The organism is Barnesiella sp. An22 (assembly GCF_002159975.1).
GTDB classification, from domain to species: domain Bacteria; phylum Bacteroidota; class Bacteroidia; order Bacteroidales; family Barnesiellaceae; genus Barnesiella; species Barnesiella merdigallinarum.
The window spans coordinates 42,111-61,574 of the sequence record NZ_NFJR01000002.1; the positions used below are offsets into that span (position 1 = coordinate 42,111).

Sequence of the window (19,464 nt, forward strand, 5' to 3'; positions counted from 1 at the left end):
ATTTCTTTATATAAATAAAATTTCATCTTCATTTTTTTGTAGTTGAAGCACTAATAGCGCGAGAGAAACTATTTTTTTGCCCCGCGGCGGGAGGAGGGCCGGGCTATTTCGGCAAGGCATTTATGTTCGAAACCGAAAAAATTTGCGTATGTTTGTGGAAACAAAACGACAAACCCGACATGATTCTCTCCCGGCTATCGATAGTCAATTTCAAAAATATCGCCCAGGCAGATTTGCAATTCTCGCCCAACATCAACTGCTTGTTGGGAAACAACGGCATGGGGAAAAGCAATCTGCTGGATGCCATCTATTACCTCTCGTTTTGCAAAAGCTACACCCGCAACCCCGACTCGCAAAACATCCGCCACGGCGAGGAGTTTTTTGTCATACAGGGATACTACGAGCGCAACGGCAACGACGAGGAGCTGTATTGCGGCATCAAGCGCCGGCAAAAGAAGAGTTTCAAGCGCAACAAGAAGGAGTATGACCGGCTGTCGGACCACATCGGGTTTGCCCCGCTGGTGCTCTCGACCCCCTCGGACAACGAACTGATTTTGAGCGGCAGCGAAGAGCGGCGCAAATTTATCGACCAGGTCATCAGCCAGTTCGACAAGCCCTACCTGGGCATCCTCATCCGCTACAACAAGGCGCTGGAACAACGCAACGCGCTGTTGCGGCAGGAGTGCACCGACGAGATGCTCTACGACATCTGGGAGGTGCAGATGGACAGTGCCGCCGCCGAAATCTACGAAAGCCGCCGTCGGTTTCTGCAAGCCTTCATTCCCGTGTTTCGCCGCTTCTATGGCGAGATTGCCTCGCAAAACGAGGTGGCCGACCTCATCTACACCTCGCATCTGGCCGACGGACCGCTGTTGCCCCAACTGAAGGCTACCCGCCAGCGCGACCTGGCCATCGGCTACACCACCCGAGGCATACACCGCGACGACATGGAGATGATGCTGGGCGACTATCCCATGAAGCGCATAGGCTCGCAAGGGCAGTGCAAGACCTACCTGATAGCCTTGCGGCTGGCCCAATACGACTTTTTGCGTGAGCAGGGCGAGACTGTCCCCCTGCTGCTGCTCGACGACATCTTCGACAAGCTCGATGCCGAGCGGGTGAAGCAGATTGTCCGGCTCGTATCGTCCGACCACTTCGGGCAGATATTCATCACCGACACCAACCGCCAGTATCTCGATGAAATCGTGCAGTCGATCGGGTCGCCATACAGCATCTTCTCCGTCACCGACGGAGAGTTCAACCTTTTGGAGGGAAACATGTTATGAAGAAGCAGGAACCGCTATCCATCAAAGAGATTATCGCCCAGTTTATTGACGTAAACGACATGGGGCAAAAGCTCGACGAGACCCAGCTCATACGCCTGTGGCCCAAGATTGCCGGCGAAACGGTAAACGCCTACACCCAATCGCTGCAGGTGCGCAACCGCACCCTCTACGTACACCTGTCCTCGGCTGTGCTGCGCAACGAGCTGATGATGCTGCGCAACGAACTGCTGCGCCGCTATACCGAAGAGTTTGGCCACCCGGTCATCGACAATATTGTTTTCAGATAAAATACGATTTATGGAACCTACCGAAACCCCGATATTCCACCACACGCTGCCCCTGCAACTGCGCTTCAACGACGTAGACCTGCTGGGACATGTCAACAACTCGGTCTACTTCGCATTCTACGATCTGGGTAAATCGCGCTACTTCGAAGCGGTCAAGGCCCAGAACATCGACTGGAAGAAGGCCGACGTCGTCATCGCCAACGTCAACGCCGATTTCGTATCGCCCACCTACCCCAGCGAACCTATTGCCGTGCAAACCTGCACCACCGAAATAGGTAACCGCAGTTTCAAATTGTTACAACAGATTGTCAACACCGAAACCGGACAGGTAAAAGGGGTATGCCGCACCGTCATGGTGGGATTCGATGTCAAAGCCGGTACAGCAGCTGCCATCAGCGACGAATGGAAAGAGGCCATCTGCCGATTCGAGGGGAAAGAGCTGCGAAAAAAATAGCCGCTACACCCCGCAAATCCGTCGCCTTTCACTATTTTTGCAGAAAATAGGATGCGGCTCGGCACAGTCAAGTTCGAAAATTTCATTTTCATCGGTCTCTGCTCCCTGCCTTTCACTATTTTTGCAGAAAATAGGATGCGGCTCGGCATAGTCAAGTTTGAAAATTTCATTTTCACTTGCCTCTGCTCTCGCCTTTCACTATTTTTGTAACAATTTTATAGATGATGTCTTAACCCTATCTACTATAAACATGAATTTCAACGAAAAAATACAGGATATCCTGCACAAAGAGGCACAAGCCATTCTCGATATCCCCGTCTCGGACCAGTTTGAAAAAGCAGTCAACCTCATCGTCGAGCAAGTGCACCAGAAGGGCGGCAAGCTCGTAACCAGCGGTATGGGCAAAGCCGGACAGATTGCCATGAACATCGCCACAACCTTCTGCTCAACCGGTATCCCGGCCGTATTCCTCCACCCCAGCGAGGCCCAACACGGCGACTTGGGCATCTTGCAGAAGAACGACCTGATGCTGGTCATCTCGAACTCGGGCAAGACGCGCGAAATACTCGAGTTGCTCCAACTGGCTTCCAACCTGATGCCCGAACTGAAATTCATCGTCATCACCGGCAACAACCAGAGCGAACTCGCCCAGCGGGCCGATGTCTGCCTCTTCACCGGAGCTCCCGGCGAGGTATGCCCCCTCGGGCTCACCCCCACCACATCGACCACACTTATGACCGTCATCGGCGATATACTGGTAGTAGGTGCCATGGAGGCTACCCACTTCGACGTGCATCAGTATGCCCTGCGCCACCACGGCGGCTATCTGGGTACCCGCTCCCGCGAACAAAGTCAGAAAAAAGGTTAACACCCACAATACCATGCGTAAAATCATAGGAATAGGCGAATCCATTCTCGACATTATCTTCCGCAACCAGCAACCCTCGCATGCGGTGCCGGGAGGCTCTACGTTCAACACCCTCATCTCGCTGGGTCGGCTCGGCATTCCAGCCACCTTCATCAGCGAAATCGGGCACGACACAGTGGGCGACATGATTCTCGATTTTATGCAGAAAAACCATGTAGCCACCGAAAACCTCGACATCTTCTGTGACGGGAAGACCCCCATCTCGCTCGCCTTCCTCGACGAAAAGAACGAGGCCCGTTACATGTTTTACAACCAGTTCCCGCAAGAGAGACTCAACTTTGTGTGGCCCCGCATCGAGCAGGACGACATCGTTGTCTTCGGCTCATACTTCGCCCTCAACGTAGCCTTGCGCGACAAGGTGAGCGAGCTCATCGAGTTTGCCAAAGAGCGTAAAGCCATCATTTACTACGATCCCAACTTCCGCAACGCCCACGCCCATGAAGCGGTGAAGCTGATGCCCTCGGTTCTCGAGAATCTCGAATATGCCGACCTGGTAAAAGGTTCGGTCGAAGACTTCAACAACTTGTTTCACCTGACCGAACCGCAGAAAATCTATACCGACCATATCCAGTTCTACTGCCCCAACTTCATCTGTACCCGGGGCAGTGCCGGGGCCGAACTCTTCTGCAATCAGGGGACCCGCCACTTCGAGGCCACACCCGTTACACCCGTGAGTACCATCGGTGCCGGCGACTCGTTCAATGCCGGTATCCTCTTCGGGCTTATCCGACACGAGATTACTCTCGAACGCCTCTACACCCTTACCCCCGATGAGTGGACCCCCATTATCCGATACGGCATGGATTTCGCCTCGGCCGTATGCCAGAGCATGGACAACTACATCGATCCCGATTTTGCATCGGGCTACACAAGCAAAGATAGTACAAATTCCCTATAAATATTCTAAAATAAAACAAACCCACGAACAGCTAACTATCGCATAGTCTTATCTTTGCACTAAATCTTCATCACGGATACAGATATGCGCTATCTACAACTTTGTTCTTTGCTCCTCGCATTGAGTGCCTGCGCTACGCATAGCGCCGACATCGACGTGGCTTGCGAAATCGACCCGCAAAACAACTATTTGTTGAAGTGGGAGACGACTCCGAGAATCGAAGGCGAAGTGCAGATATACCAATCGACCGACCCCGAGCGGTTCGATACCGAAAAGACCCCGATAAAAGTAGCCAGCATTCAAACCGGCTATACTCTTATCCCCGACAGTATCCCCTCGCAGCGTTCCTACTTCCTGCTACGGTTCAACGGGCACGACGACCACATCGTGGGAGCCCGGGCCGAACGGCTGAAATATATCGAAAACTTCAGAGATCTGGGCGGATACACCTCGAAAAACGGCAAGCAATTGCGTTGGGGCAAAATATTCCGTTCGGGTGAATTCAATACCCTCACGGCAAGCAGCATCAACCGGCTCAAAAACATGGGCATAAAAACGCTTATCGACTTCAGAGACAGCGAAGATGTCATCAAGCCCAGCCCCGAGCTCGGGCTCGACAACGTCATCAACCTGCCGGGGGCTCTCCACTATCGGCAGAACCTGCTCCCCCGTCTGCAGAAAGAAGAGTTGCGGCGCGGCGATGCCAACCTCTTCATGCAAGACCTCTATGTAGCCATGGTATCGGGCTCGAAACGGGCCTTCAAGTCGATGTTCAACCAGTTGCTGGTCGAGGACAACTATCCCATCGTGCTCAGTTGTGTCAACGGCAAGGACTACACGGGCTTTGCCGTATCGCTGCTGCTCAGTGCCCTCGACATGCCCGAGGAGGTAATCATGAACGACTACCTGCTCTCCAACCGCTACTTCGACAAACGCCGCACGGCCTTCGACCCGAAAGATTGCTGCGACGGCACCCAGGAGGCCCTCTCGCTCATCCAGACCGCCGACAGCCGCTTCCTCTCCTATGCCCGCGACTATATACGCCAGCAATACGGCTCTATCAACAACTACCTCGAAGAGGAGCTGGGCGTCACTCCCGAAAAGCGGAAACAGCTGAAACAATATCTGTTGCACTGATTTCCGTCCGGGACCGCCGGTCCTTGCCGCAAAGGTCCGCCCTACAAGCGGCCCAATATCCCCCCCGACACAAAACCACATCGAAGTGAGTGTATCCCCTTCGCGGTATATTGCGTTTTTTTCGTACCTTTGCCGGCGAAAACCAAACTCGTGGCGTACGAAAAATTTCTGCACACCCTCTCCCCTTAGCCCCGTTTGAGGACGAAGAAAGCCCTTGTGCTCCTGCGATAAAGCAAAAAAACTGACAACTGTATAGATGAAAACATTTCAAGAACTGGGTATCTGCGACGAGATACTGAAAGCGATTACCGAACTGGGATACGAAAACCCCATGCCCGTACAGGAGCAGGTAATCCCCCACCTCCTGAACGGAGAGACCGACCTGGTGGCTCTGGCCCAAACCGGTACGGGTAAGACGGCTGCCTTCGGCCTGCCCGTGATACAACGCATCGACCGCTCGCTGTGCCAGCCTCAGGCATTGATTCTCTCGCCCACCCGCGAACTCTGCCTGCAGATTGCCGGCGACCTCACCGACTACTCGCAATACATCGACGGACTCACCATCCTGCCCGTTTACGGCGGCTCGAGCATCGAGAGCCAGATACGCACCCTGAAGAAGGGGGTACACATCATCGTGGCCACGCCGGGCCGCCTGCTCGACCTGCTCGAGCGGAAAACCGTACGCCTCGACCACGTTTCGACCGTCATCATGGACGAGGCCGACGAGATGCTCAACATGGGATTCCTCGACAGCATCAACGCCATCCTCGCCCAGGTGCCCCAGGAGCGCAAAATGCTGCTCTTCTCGGCCACCATGCCGCGCGAAATCGAGCAGATTGCCCGCACCTACATGCACAACCCGCAGGAGATTGTGGTGGGCAGCCGCAACGAGGGGGCCGAGAACGTGCGCCACGTCTACTACATGGTGCATGCCAAAGACAAATACCAGGCTCTCAAACGCATTGCCGACTATTACCCCAATATCTACGGCATCATCTTCTGCCGCACACGCCGCGAGACTCAGGAGATTGCCGACCAGCTCATCGCCGACGGCTACAACGCCGACTCGCTGCATGGCGAACTATCGCAGGCTCAGCGCGACGCCGTCATGCAGAAGTTCCGCCTGCGCAATCTGCAGCTGCTCGTGGCCACCGACGTGGCCGCCCGGGGACTCGACGTGACCGACCTGACCCACGTCATCAACTACGGTCTGCCCGACGACATCGAAACCTATACCCACCGTAGCGGCCGCACCGGCCGGGCCGGTAAATCGGGCGTATCGGTCGCCATCATCCACAGCCGCGAAAAGGGAAAGATGCGGGCCATCGAGAAGATTATCGGCAAGAAATTCGAACGTGGTCTGGTGCCTACCGGCGAACAGATTTGCGAGAAACAGCTCTTCAATCTGGCCGACCGCATCGAAAAGGTGAAGGTCAACGAAGAGGCGATTGCCAAATACCTGCCCAACATCTCGCGTAAACTGGGGTGGCTCAACGAACAGGACCTCATCAAGCGCATCGTGTCGCTCGAGTTCAACCGACTCATCGACTACTACCGCGACACCCCCGACCTCGACCTGCCCGACGAGAATACCCGTAAACCCAAAGCCGAAAACGGAGGGGCCCAAGAGGGGCGGAAAGGTCGCAACAAAGACAGCCGCACGGCCGAGGAGGGCTTCGAACGCATCTACATCAACCTGGGCAAGGCTCACGGATTCTTCCCGCCCAACCTCATCGAGATGATCAACTCGCTCGTGCCCGGACGTGTGAATATCGGCCGCATCGACCTGCTGCCCGCCTACTCGCTTTTCGATGTCGAAAAGGGTGCCGCCAAGAAAGTAGTGGGAGCCCTGAAGGGGAACGAATTTTACGGACACCGCATCTATGCCGAAATTGCCACCGACAAGGACTACGCCGCCAAGGGCCGTAAAAAAGGAGGCAAAGAGCGCGAAGGCGACGGCCGCCGCAAGGGCGAGAAGCGCTACGGCTCACCGCGCAAAGGCAGTGCCGACAGCCGCTACAAACACGAACGCCGCAGCTCGACCCCCCGCAAGGAGCGCCGCAAGTAAACCCATACGGTCCCGACGAATGTCGGGACCGCACAACCCATCAATCACCCCGACCCTCTGCATCCGCATGAAGAGTCGGGGTGTTCTCTTATCCGCATATCCGCGCCGCTGTCCCCACGATTACCGTCCACTCCCCGCCCTCGACGAAACCGCAACTACCCTCCTCCCTCCTGCACATCTCTATTCCATTCCCGTCACCCCCTGCCTGTCACCCAATAAATACTAAAAAAGATTTTCCCGCTTGGAGAGTCGATTAAAGCACCCTATATTTGTATAAAATATAGATATATTATGGATATATTCCTCAAAATAAACCCCTCTGAACCAGAATTTAAAGAGTTACAAAACCAATTACAGGCAATCGATAGCCTCACGGCGGCCTGGCATACCCGTCGAAAAGAGACGATACCCCGGCACGAAACCCTGCAACCAACCATCGAGGCCACCATTGCAGCCTCGCTGGCTCTCGAAAATATGCCCTGCTCTCCGTCCCTGATTCACAAGATACTTGCCCAACCATCCGATACGCCCGACAAACGGGCCTGTCTGGTTACCGGCTACAACACCATACTCAATGCACTCTACACCGATGCCCGCAAATATCCGCTGTGCGAAGATACCATCGTAGCCATGCACACGGCCCTCTTTCCCCACGGAAAGAACAACAGTCCGGGAAAAGCGAGCACAGTCCGCCCGGCTGCGGTAAACTTCCTCGACTACAAGGCACCCACACTTTTCAACCGCAGCCGCACGGGGTCGGTCAACAGCGAAATAGGCGACCTGGTCAAGTGGACCAACCGTGAACTCACGCATCACAGCCACCACCCGCTCGTCGTCATTGCCGCCTTTGCCTACGAGTTCATCTCCATACACCCGTTCCGCGAAGGGAAGGGTGAACTCTCGCGCATCCTCTCCACCCTGCTGATGCTGCAAAACCGCTACGAGTGGGCCCGGGAAATCTCGATCGACAGCTTCATCGAACAACGGCGCACCACCTACTACCAAACCTTGAAACGAGGGCAACAGAACCGGTATTCGACCCAAGAGAACATCACACCGTGGGTACTGTTCCTGTGCGACACCTGGCTGCAATCGCTGCACAGCCTCATACCCGAACAAGCCGAAGCGACCACCGCATTGCCCCGACAAGCCGAAACAGACGTACCCGCCCAGCCCACAGCGCCCCCGGTATCGCCGGTCGCAGAGTCCGGCACGCCCGTCTACCTCAACGCCCGGCAAAAGCAGATACTCGCCTTTCTCAAACGGGAAGAGCCGGCCAAAGTAGGCGACATTGCCCACGCACTCAAAACCATATCCATCAATACCCTCAAGAAAGACCTGCTCTACCTGCGCCAGAAAAACCTCATCGAGTCGCACGGCGTGCTCAAAGGAACCATATACACCGTGAAAAAATAACGCAACCGACACGAAAGAATAATCTCACTCGAAATAACAACGGCGACAAAATTTGTGTATATTTGCCCCAAGGAACCTTAATAAATCTATCAAAGCACATCAACCCGATCAAAAAGGTAGCATAGACATGAAAAGAATTCTTGTAATCGGATCGACCGGACAAATAGGGTCGGCGCTAATGACAAAACTCCGCAGCGAGTATGGCAGCGACAACGTCGTAGCCGGATATATCGAGGGTGTACCTCTGAGCGATGAACTGAAAAACGGCGGCCCCCTCGAAGTCGCCGATGTAACCAACGCCGTCCAGATAGCCGCCATCGTCGACAAATACAAAATCGACTCCATCTACAACCTGGCAGCCATCCTTTCGGCCCAGGCCGAGAAGAAGCCTCTGCTGGCCTGGAACATCCAGATAGGCGGTGTGCTCAACCTGCTCGAAATCTCGCGCGAAAAAGGATGCTCGCTCTTCACGCCCAGCTCCATCGGGGCATTCGGCGACTCGTCGCCCAAGATGAAAACCCCGCAAGAGACCATCCAACGCCCCCGCACTATCTACGGCGTGAGCAAGGTATCGTGCGAGCTGCTGAGCGACTACTACTTCTACCGCTACGGAGTCGACACCCGTTCGGTACGCTTCCCCGGCCTCATCTCCTACGAAACCCTGCCGGGCGGCGGAACCACCGACTATGCCGTAGAAATCTACTATGCAGCCGTCAAAGGCGAGAAGTTCGAAATCCCCGTCAAGGCCGGCACGTTCATGGACATGATGTACATGCCCGATGCCCTCAAGGCCATGGTCATGCTCATGGAAGCCGACCCCTCGCGACTGAAACACCGCAACTCGTTCAACATCGCCTCGATGAGCTTCGACCCCGAAATCATCTATCACGAAATCAAGAAATTCTACCCCGACTTCGAGGCCGAATACAAAATAGACCCCGTGCGTCAGCAGATCGCCGACTCGTGGCCCGATATGCTCGACGACTCCTGTGCCCGTGCCGAATGGGACTGGAAACCCGACTACGACCTCGAATCGATGTCGGTAGACATGATCGAACACCTCAAAAAGAAACTCCTTAAATAAACGCCTATGTTTACACAAATGAAAGAGTATCTGGCCCAACAGCTCGCCCAGATCAAGGCCGACGGATTGTACAAAGAAGAACGTACCATCATCACCCCCCAGAGTTCGGCCATCAGAATTGCCGAGAAAAGCGGCAAAGTACTGAACTTCTGTGCCAACAACTACCTGGGACTCTCGGATAACCCCCGGCTCATCGCCGCCGCCAAAAAAGCGATGGATACACACGGTTTCGGCATGTCGTCCGTACGGTTCATCTGCGGAGCCCAAGACCTGCACCGCGAACTCGAAAAGGCGATTGCCCGCTACTTCAAAACCGAGGATACCATCCTCTATGCCGCCTGCTTCGACGCCAACGGCGGTGTGTTCGAACCCCTCTTCACGGCCGAAGATGCCATCATCTCCGACGCCCTCAACCACGCCTCCATCATCGACGGTGTGCGCCTGTGCAAGGCCAAACGCTACCGCTATGCCAACGCCAACATGGAAGAGCTCGAGCACTGCCTGCAAGAGGCCCAGGCCCAACGCTTCCGCATCATCGTGACCGACGGCGTGTTCTCGATGGACGGCAACGTAGCCCCCATGGACAAAATCTGTGCCCTGGCCGAGAAATACGATGCCCTGGTGATGGTCGACGAGTGCCACTCGGCCGGTGTCGTAGGTCCTCACGGACGCGGCGTCAGCGAACTCTTCAACCTCTACGACCGCATCGACATCCACACCGGCACGCTGGGCAAAGCCTTCGGCGGAGCCATCGGCGGATTCACCACCGGTCCCAAAGAGATTATCGACATGCTGCGCCAGCGGTCGAGACCCTACCTCTTCTCCAACTCGCTGCCCCCTGCCGTCGTAGGTGCCGGAATCGAAGTCTTCAAGATGCTCGACGAGAGCGACGAACTCCACACCCGCCTGATGGAAAACGTCACCTACTTCCGCGACAAGATGCTGGCCGCCGGCTTTGACATCAAGCCCACCCAGTCGGCCATCTGCGCCGTCATGCTCTACGACGCCAAACTCTCGCAGACCTTTGCCGCCCAAATGCTCGACGAAGGCATCTACGTCACCGGATTCTACTACCCCGTCGTACCGCAGGGACAAGCCCGCATCCGCGTACAACTCTCGGCAGCCCACACCCGCGAAGAACTCGATGCCTGCATCGCCGCCTTCATCAAAGTGGCCAAGAATCTGGGAGTACTCAAATAGAAGTTTTATTTCCTCCATATCCAAGCAGAGGCTGTATCGCCATACACGATGCAGCCTCTGCTGTTCTTATACACACGCTACAAGGCCATAGAGGAGAATCTGAAAAATTTGATTTTTTAAAATAGTTCGCTATATTTGTCCTATTGAGATCAAAGGGGAAAGAAAAAATAGAGAAGATAACCTTAAAATTGAAACACATGAAATCGCCGATACTTTTACTCCTGTTAGTTCCGATGACGTGGCTCTCGTGTACCGGCATCATGCCATTTTCGCCTTATGCAGGCAACTACTCGTCGCAAATGGCCCGACGACTGACACCGGTCGAGAATCCGGCTACCGGCTTATATGGCTACGTCAACGATTTAGGCCTGTGGGCCATCCAACCCCGATACCAGTCGGCAAATCGATTTGGAGCCAACGGGTTGGCCCGTGTACGTTTGGGAGCCCGCTACGGGGCCATCAATATGGCCGGAAAGACCGTTATCAATTTCAACTTTTCCAACGGTTACGATGTCGATGCCGCTATCCTTTCGATGGGTAAAGGCAGAATGCGGGGCATAGAATTGTGGGAAGAGCAAGATTCCCGCACCGGCTTGTACGGCTACCTCGATTACTATGGCACCTGGTTTATCAAGCCGCAATATTACCGAGCCCGAGCTTTCAATCGCGAAGGATATGCCGTGGTCGAGATGAAGCGGGGGCAATGGGGCGCTATCGACCGCAACAACCGAATCGTGATTCAGCCTAACTTTACCTCTTCGTATGATGCCGAGAATGCTCTCAGACGATTGATGGGGTATTGATTTCACAGGAGAACGATAAATCTGTATTAGAAAATTAACAAAGAACCAATGCTGTTTTTATGCAGATGACTTACATTTGCATATAATAATTTGCAGGAATGAAACACGAATACGATGATATTATCATAGGCCTTAAGTCAGGATCTTTCGATGCTTTCGAGAAAATTTACAAGTTGTATAGTGGCAAGTTATACAATTTCGTTATGAAAATTTCGAAAGGCGACAGCTATTGGGCCGAAGAGATTGTTCAGCGTACATTCGTAAGATTATGGGAGATACACGACCAGGTGAATCCCGACAAATCATTGATTTCCTATCTCTGTACCATCGCTAAAAACTTGTTACTGAACATATACCAGCGCCAAACGGTCGAGTATATTTATGCCGAGTATGTGCTCGAATCGGCGCAAGAATATAGCGACAATAACCTTGACGAGGTTCTGGATGGAAAACTGTTGGAAAAGTATATCGATCGACTTGCCGAAGAGTTACCCCCATCTCGCAAAAAGATTTTCATCATGAGCAAGCGCAAAAACTTGAGCAATAAAGAGATTGCTTTAGAGTTGAACATTTCGGAAAGTACCGTGGCTACTCAGTTGTCTTTGGCTCTCAAGTTTATGAAAGACAAGCTGATGAATCATTATGGCGAATTATTGACCGTAATCATATACACGGTGCTAATTAAGACTATTTAACCATGTAAAATTAGATAGGCGAAGAGGTTTACCTGTACACTAAGTAAAGTAACAATGGATAAGAACAGATTCAAAATACTCATTGAGAAATATCTGGAAGGCAACGCTTCGCCAACCGAAATCGAGGAGTTGTGTAAATGGATACGCAACAACGATTCGCTCGATCGCTGGATGATGCGTGAAATCGAGAAATGCGATTCTTCTCTCGATAAGGAGGTTTACGACCGATTGTATAGTCGCATTAAAGAAGCCATAGATTCTCGAGAAGAGAAAACCCGCTCGAAAAGGATTGTCTTTACCCGACTCATACGTTGGGCCGCCATTATCTGCCTGCCTATTGTAGCGGCATTGATAACCTATGAATTGCTTTCGACGCCCACCCCCGACACCCTTCCGTTGATTGTATCGGCCGAAAGCGGCGAACGAGCTAAAGTACAGTTACCCGATGGTACACAAGTAAATATCAACTCGGCTTCACAGATAAGCTACCCCCAAAATTTCGGAAGCAAAGAACGGGTTATAGAACTCGATGGAGAGGCCTACTTCGAGGTGATGCCCGATAAAGAACGTCCGTTTATCGTGAAAGCCGCCGGACTTGAAATTACTGTTCTGGGAACTTCATTCGATATCAGCGCCTATAAAGATGACCCCGATGTCTCGGTAGTATTGCTGACGGGTAAAGTCGATGTAACATCGGCACAAGGTCGCTGTGTGATGCAGCCCGATGAAAAATTGGTCTATAATAAACAAACAGGATTGATGACGGTAGGCAAGGTCTATTCCAAAGAATATGTCGAATGGACCAATGGCAACCTGCGTTTCGAAAACGAATCGCTGGAAGATATTGTTAAAATCTTGTCTCGAGTTTATAATGTAAACATTGTTTTTGATCAGGATTTCCCCAAAGAAAAATACTTCTTTACCGGATCGATTGGTAGTGGCGGAATAACCAATGCGCTGGATATTCTGTCGATGACATCGGCCTTACACTACGAGGTGCGCGATTCTGTAATCGTGCTTCGTAAGAAATAAAGATACTGCTCCTCCACACTATCATACTCCTCTCCCCCAAGGGGGGGGGGAGGACAGTTGCCTTGGTATTTATATCAAGGCTGGGCGATTTATAGGCATTCCCGACAGAAGGCTCGAGGGATACGAACAAGGTCACAAACAATAACGAATGTTAATTTCGGAATGACTTTGGATAATCGGCACCCTCACCTTGTATACCTAATAGACGATGAAAAAAATTTGAGAATAACACACATTATTGCAGGTACCTTTTTACTAATAAGACAAAATGAAAAACGTATGAAATCACACCATTTTAAGATGCGGAAACTATGTATCGCGCTATTTGTGCTCTTTGCATGGAATATTCAGGCGCAGATTACAGTAGACATCAAGGAGAAGCCTTTAAAAGAAGCCTTGAAGCAGATAGAGCGATCGAGCGATTACAATTTCTTTTATAATGTAGAGTTGGACGGGCTTGACAAATTGGTAACAATCAAGACCGACAATGCCTCGTTGGAGGAGACGATGAAGCAGTTGTTGAAGGGAACCAACATTACTTTTGAAAAGAAAGTCGATAATGTCGTTGTGCTTCTGCCCAGGCAGAAAACGGCCAAGGAGAGTCGGGCTATTTCGGGTAAAGTGGTCGACGGAAACGGCGATGCTATTATCGGGGCAAGTATTATCGTTAAGGGCTCGTCGGTGGGAACCTCGACCGATGTGAACGGAAACTTTACGATCGATCATGTTTCTGGCCAGGCTATGCTGGTAGTTTCGTCGATAGGCTACAAGAAGGAAGAGGTTGCAGTGACCGAAGGAAGTTCGATTGAAGTCAGATTGGACGAAGATGCCAACCTGATGGACGAAGTGGTTGTCGTAGGTTACGGTGTACAGAAAAAGATAAACTTGACGGGCTCGGTCGTATCGGTCGATCACGATGTGCTGGCCAACCGACCCATAGCCAACGTGACAACAGGTTTGCAAGGCTTGCTACCGGGTGTATCTATCGTCAATACAACGAGTCGCCCCGGCGACAACAACTCTTCGATTCGGGTACGCGGTGTGGGTACCTTGAACAATTCCGACCCGCTTATTCTTATCGATGGTGTCGAGGGCGATATGAATACCTTGAATCCCGACGATATAGAATCGGTATCGGTTCTGAAAGATGCCGCTTCATCGGCCATTTATGGGTCGAGAGCCGCAAACGGTGTTATCCTGATTACAACCCGCAAAGCCAGTCGCGAGGTGAAACCCACAGTTTCGTATAATGGTTATTTTGCCATGCAGACTCCTACGGCGCTGCCCGAAATGCTCGATGCGGTCGAGTACCTTACCTTGCTGAAGGAGGCTACGTCGAATGTGAATAAGAGTTGGGGCTATACTCAGGAGGATATCGACGCCATCATTAACGGAACCGACCCCAACTTCAGAGCCAATACCAACTGGATAAAGGAAATCACCCGAGATTATGCCCCACAACACGGACATAACGTCAATATCAACGGAGGAAATAAAACAATGGGATATTATCTCTCCTATGGAAACCTCACGACTTCGGGCCTTATGGTTGGCAATGGGTATCATGCAGCTCGTAACAACGTAAGAATGAAACTGAATACCGAGCTTTTCGACCGATTAACGATTAACGGTAACATGAGCTATACCGATGTGGATAACTGGACTCCGGCCACCAGCGACAGCGGAAGTTCGGGCCTTTTCTATCAGGCTCTGCGCTCGTCGCCTCTTACCCCGGTCAAGTTTACCGACGGACAATGGGGGTATGGCGGTAGCTCGGCCAACCCCATTGCACAAGCCTACGATGGCGGTTTCATCAACTATCACAAACGGGAAACTTCGTTGAATTTCAGTGCAGAACTGAAAATCATCACAGGTCTTACGGCCAAGGTACAATATGCTACCCGATTGGTTGATGTGTTGCGCAAACAGCAGCAAAACATCATACAGCACTTTTATCCCGACACCGATACTCCGTTGGCCTATACCTCGAACACGAGCAAATTCAGCCAGCGAGATATTGCCCAGCGTTATCAGAACCTGATGGCTCAGGCCGATTACGATAAAACCATTGGCAAGCATTCGTTCCATATTTTGGCCGGTTTCTCGCAAGAATGGCAATTGTACCAGCAGATGGATGCCAGTCGGGAGGACTTGGTATCGAACGACTTGCATGTGCTGAATGCCGGAACCGATTTGCAGACCAATAGTGGTTATGACAACCACTGGGCCATTCGCTCGGGTTTTGGTCGCATCAATTATAACTACAACGACCGCTATCTGGTTGAAGCCAACCTGCGTTACGACCTCTCGTCGAGGTTCCATAAGAGTTGTCGAGGAGGTTATTTCCCATCAGCTTCGGTGGCATGGCGCATGTCCGAAGAGTCGTTCATGGAGTCGACCCGTAGCTGGCTCGACAATTTGAAAATACGGGCTTCGTATGGTACCTTGGGTAATCAATACACCTCGTCGCTTTATCCCTATATGGCTTTGATCAAGCCCTCTACCTCGAATATGCCTATCGGCGGTGAAATCACCTCATCGATGCAACAGAGTGAGGCATCGAACAATATATTGTCGTGGGAGACGATAAGAATGACTAACATCGGTTTGGATGCCAACCTGTTTGGCAACCGACTGTCGTTGACGGCCGACTACTTTATCAAGAATACCGATGATATTCTGTTGAAGGTGAAACTCCCCGATGTGTTGGGTGTGAGTGAGCCGTACCAGAATGCCGGCAAGGTGCAGAACAAAGGTTGGGAAATAGCCCTGTCGTGGCAAGACAAGATAGGTAAGGATTTTACCTATGGAGTGAATCTTTCGTTCTCCGATGTGAAAAACAAGGTGGTAAGTGTGGGCAATACGGCCGACGACTTTAGCGGCGACCAGATACGTGCCGTGGGTTATCCTATCGACGCTTTCTGGGGGTATAAGGCCGATGGCTTGTATACGGTCGACGATTTCAACTACGATCCCGCTACCAACACCTATACTCCCAAACCTACTACACCCATCATCGAGGAGTATCGCACCAAGGTGCAGCCGGGTGATATTAAATATGTCGATTTGAACGGCGACGGGAAAATTACCCCTACCGATGACCGCTGCTATATAGGCAGTTCGATACCTCGTTACAACTATACCATCGGGCTCAATGCCGCTTGGAGAGGCATCGATTTCAGCCTGTTGCTGCAAGGGGTAGGCAAGTGTGCCGGTTATATCGGAGGTATGGGTCGCCATGCGTTTACCGAACTGGCCAACTATCCTCAAAAAGCCCATCTCGACCGTTGGACTTGGGAGAACCAGAATCCCCATGCTTCGTATCCGCGTTTTACTTATGACGAGACCTATAACCGCGACGAGTTCTCCTCTTTCTGGATTGAAGATGCCTCGTATTTGAGAATAAAGAACTTGCAGGTAGGCTATACCATTCCTCGCAAAGGGATCATATCCAAATTGCACATCGAGAATTTAAGAGTTTATTTCTCGGGTGAGAACTTGTGGACTCTTACCGATTTCTTCCCGTCGTATGATCCCGAAATCCCAGTAAGCGATGGAGGCTACTATCCCATTACCTCTTCTTATTCAGTTGGGTTGAGTATTACGTTCAAATAATTATCGATGATATAAACAGTAAGCATATATGAAAACAAGATATTTAGCTATTTTACTTTGCTCGATGTTGGTATGGTCGGGCTGCAACGATTCGTTCCTCGACAGGATACCCTTGGACGAGCTCACCGACGAGACTTACTGGGAGACCGAGGAGCATCTGATACTGGCTTCAAATGCCTGCATCAATTACCTGCGGGGGAAAAACATGAGTGTCGATATGGAATTTCTCGGCGACAATGTTTTTCGTGAACGTTCGTCGGAGTACAAGACGCTCGGGAGCGGTAACTTTACAAGTGATTTGTCGGTTATTAACTCCGAGTGGACCAACGACTATGACGGGATAAGACGCTGCAACCATTTCTTGGAGAACTATGAGCGGGCTCAGAAGGTTTCGGCTTCGATTCGGGAGCGCTATGCCGGTGAGGCTCGGTTCATGCGAGCCTATTTGTATAGTTACTTGGTCAACTGTTTCGGTGATGTGCCTTTGGTTGTCAATACCATCGATGTAGGCGATGAGGCTCTGTACGGCTCGCGTACCGACAAAGAGACTCTGATTGAGTGGATTCTCAATGAGTATGAATTGGCCGCTACGGCATTGCCCTATGCCAAAGATTTGAAAGATACCGAATTGGGACGTCCTACCAAGGAGGCCGCATGGGCTTTCAAGTCGCGCTTTGCCCTGTATCACGAACGTTGGGACGATGCTGTTGCTGCAGCAGAGGAAGTGATGACCGCCAATTTCCACAAGTTGTATGACAACGGCAACCCCGAGACGACCTACCACGAGTTGTTTACCCTTGCCGCCAACCCGGTAACAAACAAAAGCAACCGTGAGTTTATCGTTACCCGTCTGTATAGCGAGGAGGCCGGGTTGACCCATAACCTCAGCCGTGAGTTGCAGGTGCCCAACGAAGAAACTCGTTATGCGCCTACTCGTTCGCTCATGGATGCTTATCTGTGCAACGGGCTGCCTATAACCATCCCGGCAAGCCGTTATCGTGAGAATACCCACGAAGCCATCTTCAACAACCGAGATCCCCGTATGGCTCAGACTATCTTGAAACCCGGGGCTGAATGGGGCGGATATCCCGGAAAAACGATTTATGAACAACCCAAGTTCTCCAACTCGGCAACCAGTTGCCGCACGACAACCGGCTGGTATTTTACCAAATTTGTAGAGCTCTCGGCTATTTCGCGCTATAACAAAGACCAGAATGCAATCCCGCTGATGCGTTATGCCGAGGTTTTGCTCAACTGGATTGAGGCTAAGGAGATGCGTGGCGACGCTATTACCCAGCCCGATATTGACAAGTCGATCAATCTGCTCCGCGACCGGGTGGGAGCCGACAAGATGGTATTGACTACTTTGAAAGCCTATGGCCTCGACTTGCGCGATGAGATTCGCCGCGAGCGTCGGGTTGAGCTGGCTCTCGAGGGCGAGCGTTACTTCGATTTAATGCGTTGGAAACAGGGCGACCTGCTGGCCAAAGATGTGACCGGCATGCGCAAAAGCACCGTGCCTGCGAGTGAATATGAGTATGTAAAAGATATTCCTACCGATAGCGAAGGGAATCTGATTCTGATGGAAGGCCGCACCTTCTTGGCCGAGAAGAATTATCTGTGGCCCATACCGTTTACCCAAACGCAGCGCAACCCTAATTTGTTGCCCAATAATCCCGGGTGGTAATCTATTTGAGAATCATTAAACTATCTTTTATATGAGAACTCATTGTAAATTCATTTTATGCCTGTTTGGAGTGCTTTTAATGACAGCTTGCGGTTCGTCCGACCCAGTTTTATCTGGGCCGGATGAAACCGAAAGTGAAGAATCTCTGGTAACCTTGGCCGGGGACCGTTCATTTTCTTTGTTGTCATTGAGCGCCAATAGGGGTATGGCTTCAGGCTCGTACCAGGTAGAACCTTTGGCCGCATTTATTCAAGGAAACAATACCGATGTGGTGGCTTTGCAAGATGTCGATTATGGGACTACCCGTACCGGCAAGACCAATTTGGTGGCCGATGTTGCCTATCGGTGCAGCAAAGAGGGTAACCGCAGGCAGGGCGTATTTGCCTCGACCGGGCGTGAAGATGGTGGCGAAACCGGTGTCTCTCTTTTTGTGCGAGAGTGCTTTTATGGAACTAATAAGGTGAATTTGAACAATGAGTTGGTGTTACTCACCATGCCTTATGAATTGAAATCGGGCGAGACGGTTCTTGTAGCTACTTGTCAGTTCGATCGGAACGATGCCAGCAAAAGGGTTCGCCAGGCCGAGGCTCTGGCTGCTTATGCCGACCAAGTGAAACAGAATATTGTCATCTGTGCCTCTATTCATGAGGACTTGTCGGGGAATGTCCTCAATATCTTGACAACAAAATACCGTCGTTCTTGCAAGTTTGCAGCAGAGAATACCTATCCTGCCGATGAGCCTGTATCAAGGTATGATTACATTCTCACCCCTCTTTCTCAAAATTGGGGAACACAGACGGTAATGGTAAAAGGCGATGCCACGGTATCGAATCATAAGGCTTTGTTTTTGCGAATAGGATTAAAATAGAGAAAA

General features: G+C 51.6%; 16 protein-coding genes. All 16 read left to right on the forward strand.

The genetic code is table 11. The features are described 5' to 3' along the window. Window positions 1-179: 179 nt before the first annotated feature. Window positions 180-1,286 carry a DNA replication and repair protein RecF gene (gene recF / locus B5F38_RS02755; RefSeq protein ID WP_087408040.1) on the forward strand — a complete coding sequence of 369 codons (1,107 nt, stop codon included), beginning with the start codon at window positions 180-182 and terminating at the stop codon, window positions 1,284-1,286. Further along, entirely contained in the window at window positions 1,283-1,573 is a 291-nt protein-coding gene (locus tag B5F38_RS02760; protein WP_087407803.1) for a DUF721 domain-containing protein, read from the forward strand. The genes recF and B5F38_RS02760 overlap by 4 nt, the downstream gene beginning before the upstream one ends. A gap of 10 nt (window positions 1,574-1,583) precedes the next feature. After that, window positions 1,584-2,027, forward strand: coding sequence for a thioesterase family protein (locus tag B5F38_RS02765; protein WP_087407804.1), 444 nt, complete (start codon window positions 1,584-1,586; stop codon window positions 2,025-2,027). Window positions 2,028-2,277: 250 nt separating this feature from the next. Continuing rightward, a complete protein-coding gene (locus tag B5F38_RS02770) occupies window positions 2,278-2,895 on the forward strand; it encodes an SIS domain-containing protein (protein WP_087407805.1) in 618 nt (205 codons plus the stop codon). 13 nt (window positions 2,896-2,908) lie between these two features. Further along, a complete protein-coding gene (locus tag B5F38_RS02775) occupies window positions 2,909-3,853 on the forward strand; it encodes a carbohydrate kinase (RefSeq protein ID WP_087407806.1) in 945 nt (314 codons plus the stop codon). 84 nt (window positions 3,854-3,937) lie between these two features. Continuing rightward, window positions 3,938-4,990, forward strand: coding sequence for a tyrosine-protein phosphatase (locus tag B5F38_RS02780; RefSeq protein WP_087407807.1), 1,053 nt, complete (start codon window positions 3,938-3,940; stop codon window positions 4,988-4,990). A 256-nt stretch (window positions 4,991-5,246) separates the two neighbouring features. Further along, entirely contained in the window at window positions 5,247-7,058 is a 1,812-nt protein-coding gene (locus tag B5F38_RS02785; protein WP_087407808.1) for a DEAD/DEAH box helicase, read from the forward strand. A 291-nt stretch (window positions 7,059-7,349) separates the two neighbouring features. Further along, window positions 7,350-8,474, forward strand: coding sequence for a Fic family protein (locus B5F38_RS02790; RefSeq protein WP_087407809.1), 1,125 nt, complete (start codon window positions 7,350-7,352; stop codon window positions 8,472-8,474). Window positions 8,475-8,601: 127 nt separating this feature from the next. After that, window positions 8,602-9,558: an NAD-dependent epimerase/dehydratase family protein gene (locus B5F38_RS02795; RefSeq protein ID WP_087407810.1), complete on the forward strand. Its 957-nt coding sequence runs from the start codon at window positions 8,602-8,604 to the stop codon at window positions 9,556-9,558. A gap of 6 nt (window positions 9,559-9,564) precedes the next feature. Further along, entirely contained in the window at window positions 9,565-10,758 is a 1,194-nt protein-coding gene (kbl, locus tag B5F38_RS02800; RefSeq protein ID WP_087407811.1) for a glycine C-acetyltransferase, read from the forward strand. Window positions 10,759-10,955: 197 nt separating this feature from the next. Next, window positions 10,956-11,561 (forward strand): WG repeat-containing protein, encoded by a 606-nt coding sequence (locus B5F38_RS02805; protein ID WP_087407812.1) that lies wholly within the window; start codon window positions 10,956-10,958, stop codon window positions 11,559-11,561. A gap of 98 nt (window positions 11,562-11,659) precedes the next feature. Further along, complete coding sequence (locus B5F38_RS02810) at window positions 11,660-12,256, forward strand: RNA polymerase sigma-70 factor (protein WP_087407813.1); 597 nt, start codon at window positions 11,660-11,662, stop codon at window positions 12,254-12,256. 54 nt (window positions 12,257-12,310) lie between these two features. Beyond that, on the forward strand, window positions 12,311-13,288 hold the full coding sequence (locus B5F38_RS02815; protein WP_087407814.1) for a FecR family protein: 978 nt from the start codon (window positions 12,311-12,313) through the stop codon (window positions 13,286-13,288). A gap of 279 nt (window positions 13,289-13,567) precedes the next feature. Next, on the forward strand, window positions 13,568-16,903 hold the full coding sequence (locus B5F38_RS02820; RefSeq protein ID WP_158096829.1) for a SusC/RagA family TonB-linked outer membrane protein: 3,336 nt from the start codon (window positions 13,568-13,570) through the stop codon (window positions 16,901-16,903). A 28-nt stretch (window positions 16,904-16,931) separates the two neighbouring features. Beyond that, entirely contained in the window at window positions 16,932-18,590 is a 1,659-nt protein-coding gene (locus B5F38_RS02825; protein WP_087407816.1) for a RagB/SusD family nutrient uptake outer membrane protein, read from the forward strand. A 31-nt stretch (window positions 18,591-18,621) separates the two neighbouring features. Next, on the forward strand, window positions 18,622-19,458 hold the full coding sequence (locus B5F38_RS02830; protein ID WP_143240891.1) for an endonuclease/exonuclease/phosphatase family protein: 837 nt from the start codon (window positions 18,622-18,624) through the stop codon (window positions 19,456-19,458). The last annotated feature ends 6 nt before the right edge of the window (window positions 19,459-19,464 follow it).

What these genes read in the sequence shown, in the direction of transcription:
- recF (WP_087408040.1), top strand. Translation starts at nt 180, where the DNA reads ATGATTCTCTCCCGGCTATCGATAGTCAATTTCAAAAATATCGCCCAG.
- B5F38_RS02760 (WP_087407803.1), top strand. Translation starts at nt 1,283, where the DNA reads ATGAAGAAGCAGGAACCGCTATCCATCAAAGAGATTATCGCCCAGTTT.
- B5F38_RS02765 (WP_087407804.1), top strand. Translation starts at nt 1,584, where the DNA reads ATGGAACCTACCGAAACCCCGATATTCCACCACACGCTGCCCCTGCAA.
- B5F38_RS02770 (WP_087407805.1), top strand. Translation starts at nt 2,278, where the DNA reads ATGAATTTCAACGAAAAAATACAGGATATCCTGCACAAAGAGGCACAA.
- B5F38_RS02775 (WP_087407806.1), top strand. Translation starts at nt 2,909, where the DNA reads ATGCGTAAAATCATAGGAATAGGCGAATCCATTCTCGACATTATCTTC.
- B5F38_RS02780 (WP_087407807.1), top strand. Translation starts at nt 3,938, where the DNA reads ATGCGCTATCTACAACTTTGTTCTTTGCTCCTCGCATTGAGTGCCTGC.
- B5F38_RS02785 (WP_087407808.1), top strand. Translation starts at nt 5,247, where the DNA reads ATGAAAACATTTCAAGAACTGGGTATCTGCGACGAGATACTGAAAGCG.
- B5F38_RS02790 (WP_087407809.1), top strand. Translation starts at nt 7,350, where the DNA reads ATGGATATATTCCTCAAAATAAACCCCTCTGAACCAGAATTTAAAGAG.
- B5F38_RS02795 (WP_087407810.1), top strand. Translation starts at nt 8,602, where the DNA reads ATGAAAAGAATTCTTGTAATCGGATCGACCGGACAAATAGGGTCGGCG.
- kbl (WP_087407811.1), top strand. Translation starts at nt 9,565, where the DNA reads ATGTTTACACAAATGAAAGAGTATCTGGCCCAACAGCTCGCCCAGATC.
- B5F38_RS02805 (WP_087407812.1), top strand. Translation starts at nt 10,956, where the DNA reads ATGAAATCGCCGATACTTTTACTCCTGTTAGTTCCGATGACGTGGCTC.
- B5F38_RS02810 (WP_087407813.1), top strand. Translation starts at nt 11,660, where the DNA reads ATGAAACACGAATACGATGATATTATCATAGGCCTTAAGTCAGGATCT.
- B5F38_RS02815 (WP_087407814.1), top strand. Translation starts at nt 12,311, where the DNA reads ATGGATAAGAACAGATTCAAAATACTCATTGAGAAATATCTGGAAGGC.
- B5F38_RS02820 (WP_158096829.1), top strand. Translation starts at nt 13,568, where the DNA reads ATGAAATCACACCATTTTAAGATGCGGAAACTATGTATCGCGCTATTT.
- B5F38_RS02825 (WP_087407816.1), top strand. Translation starts at nt 16,932, where the DNA reads ATGAAAACAAGATATTTAGCTATTTTACTTTGCTCGATGTTGGTATGG.
- B5F38_RS02830 (WP_143240891.1), top strand. Translation starts at nt 18,622, where the DNA reads ATGAGAACTCATTGTAAATTCATTTTATGCCTGTTTGGAGTGCTTTTA.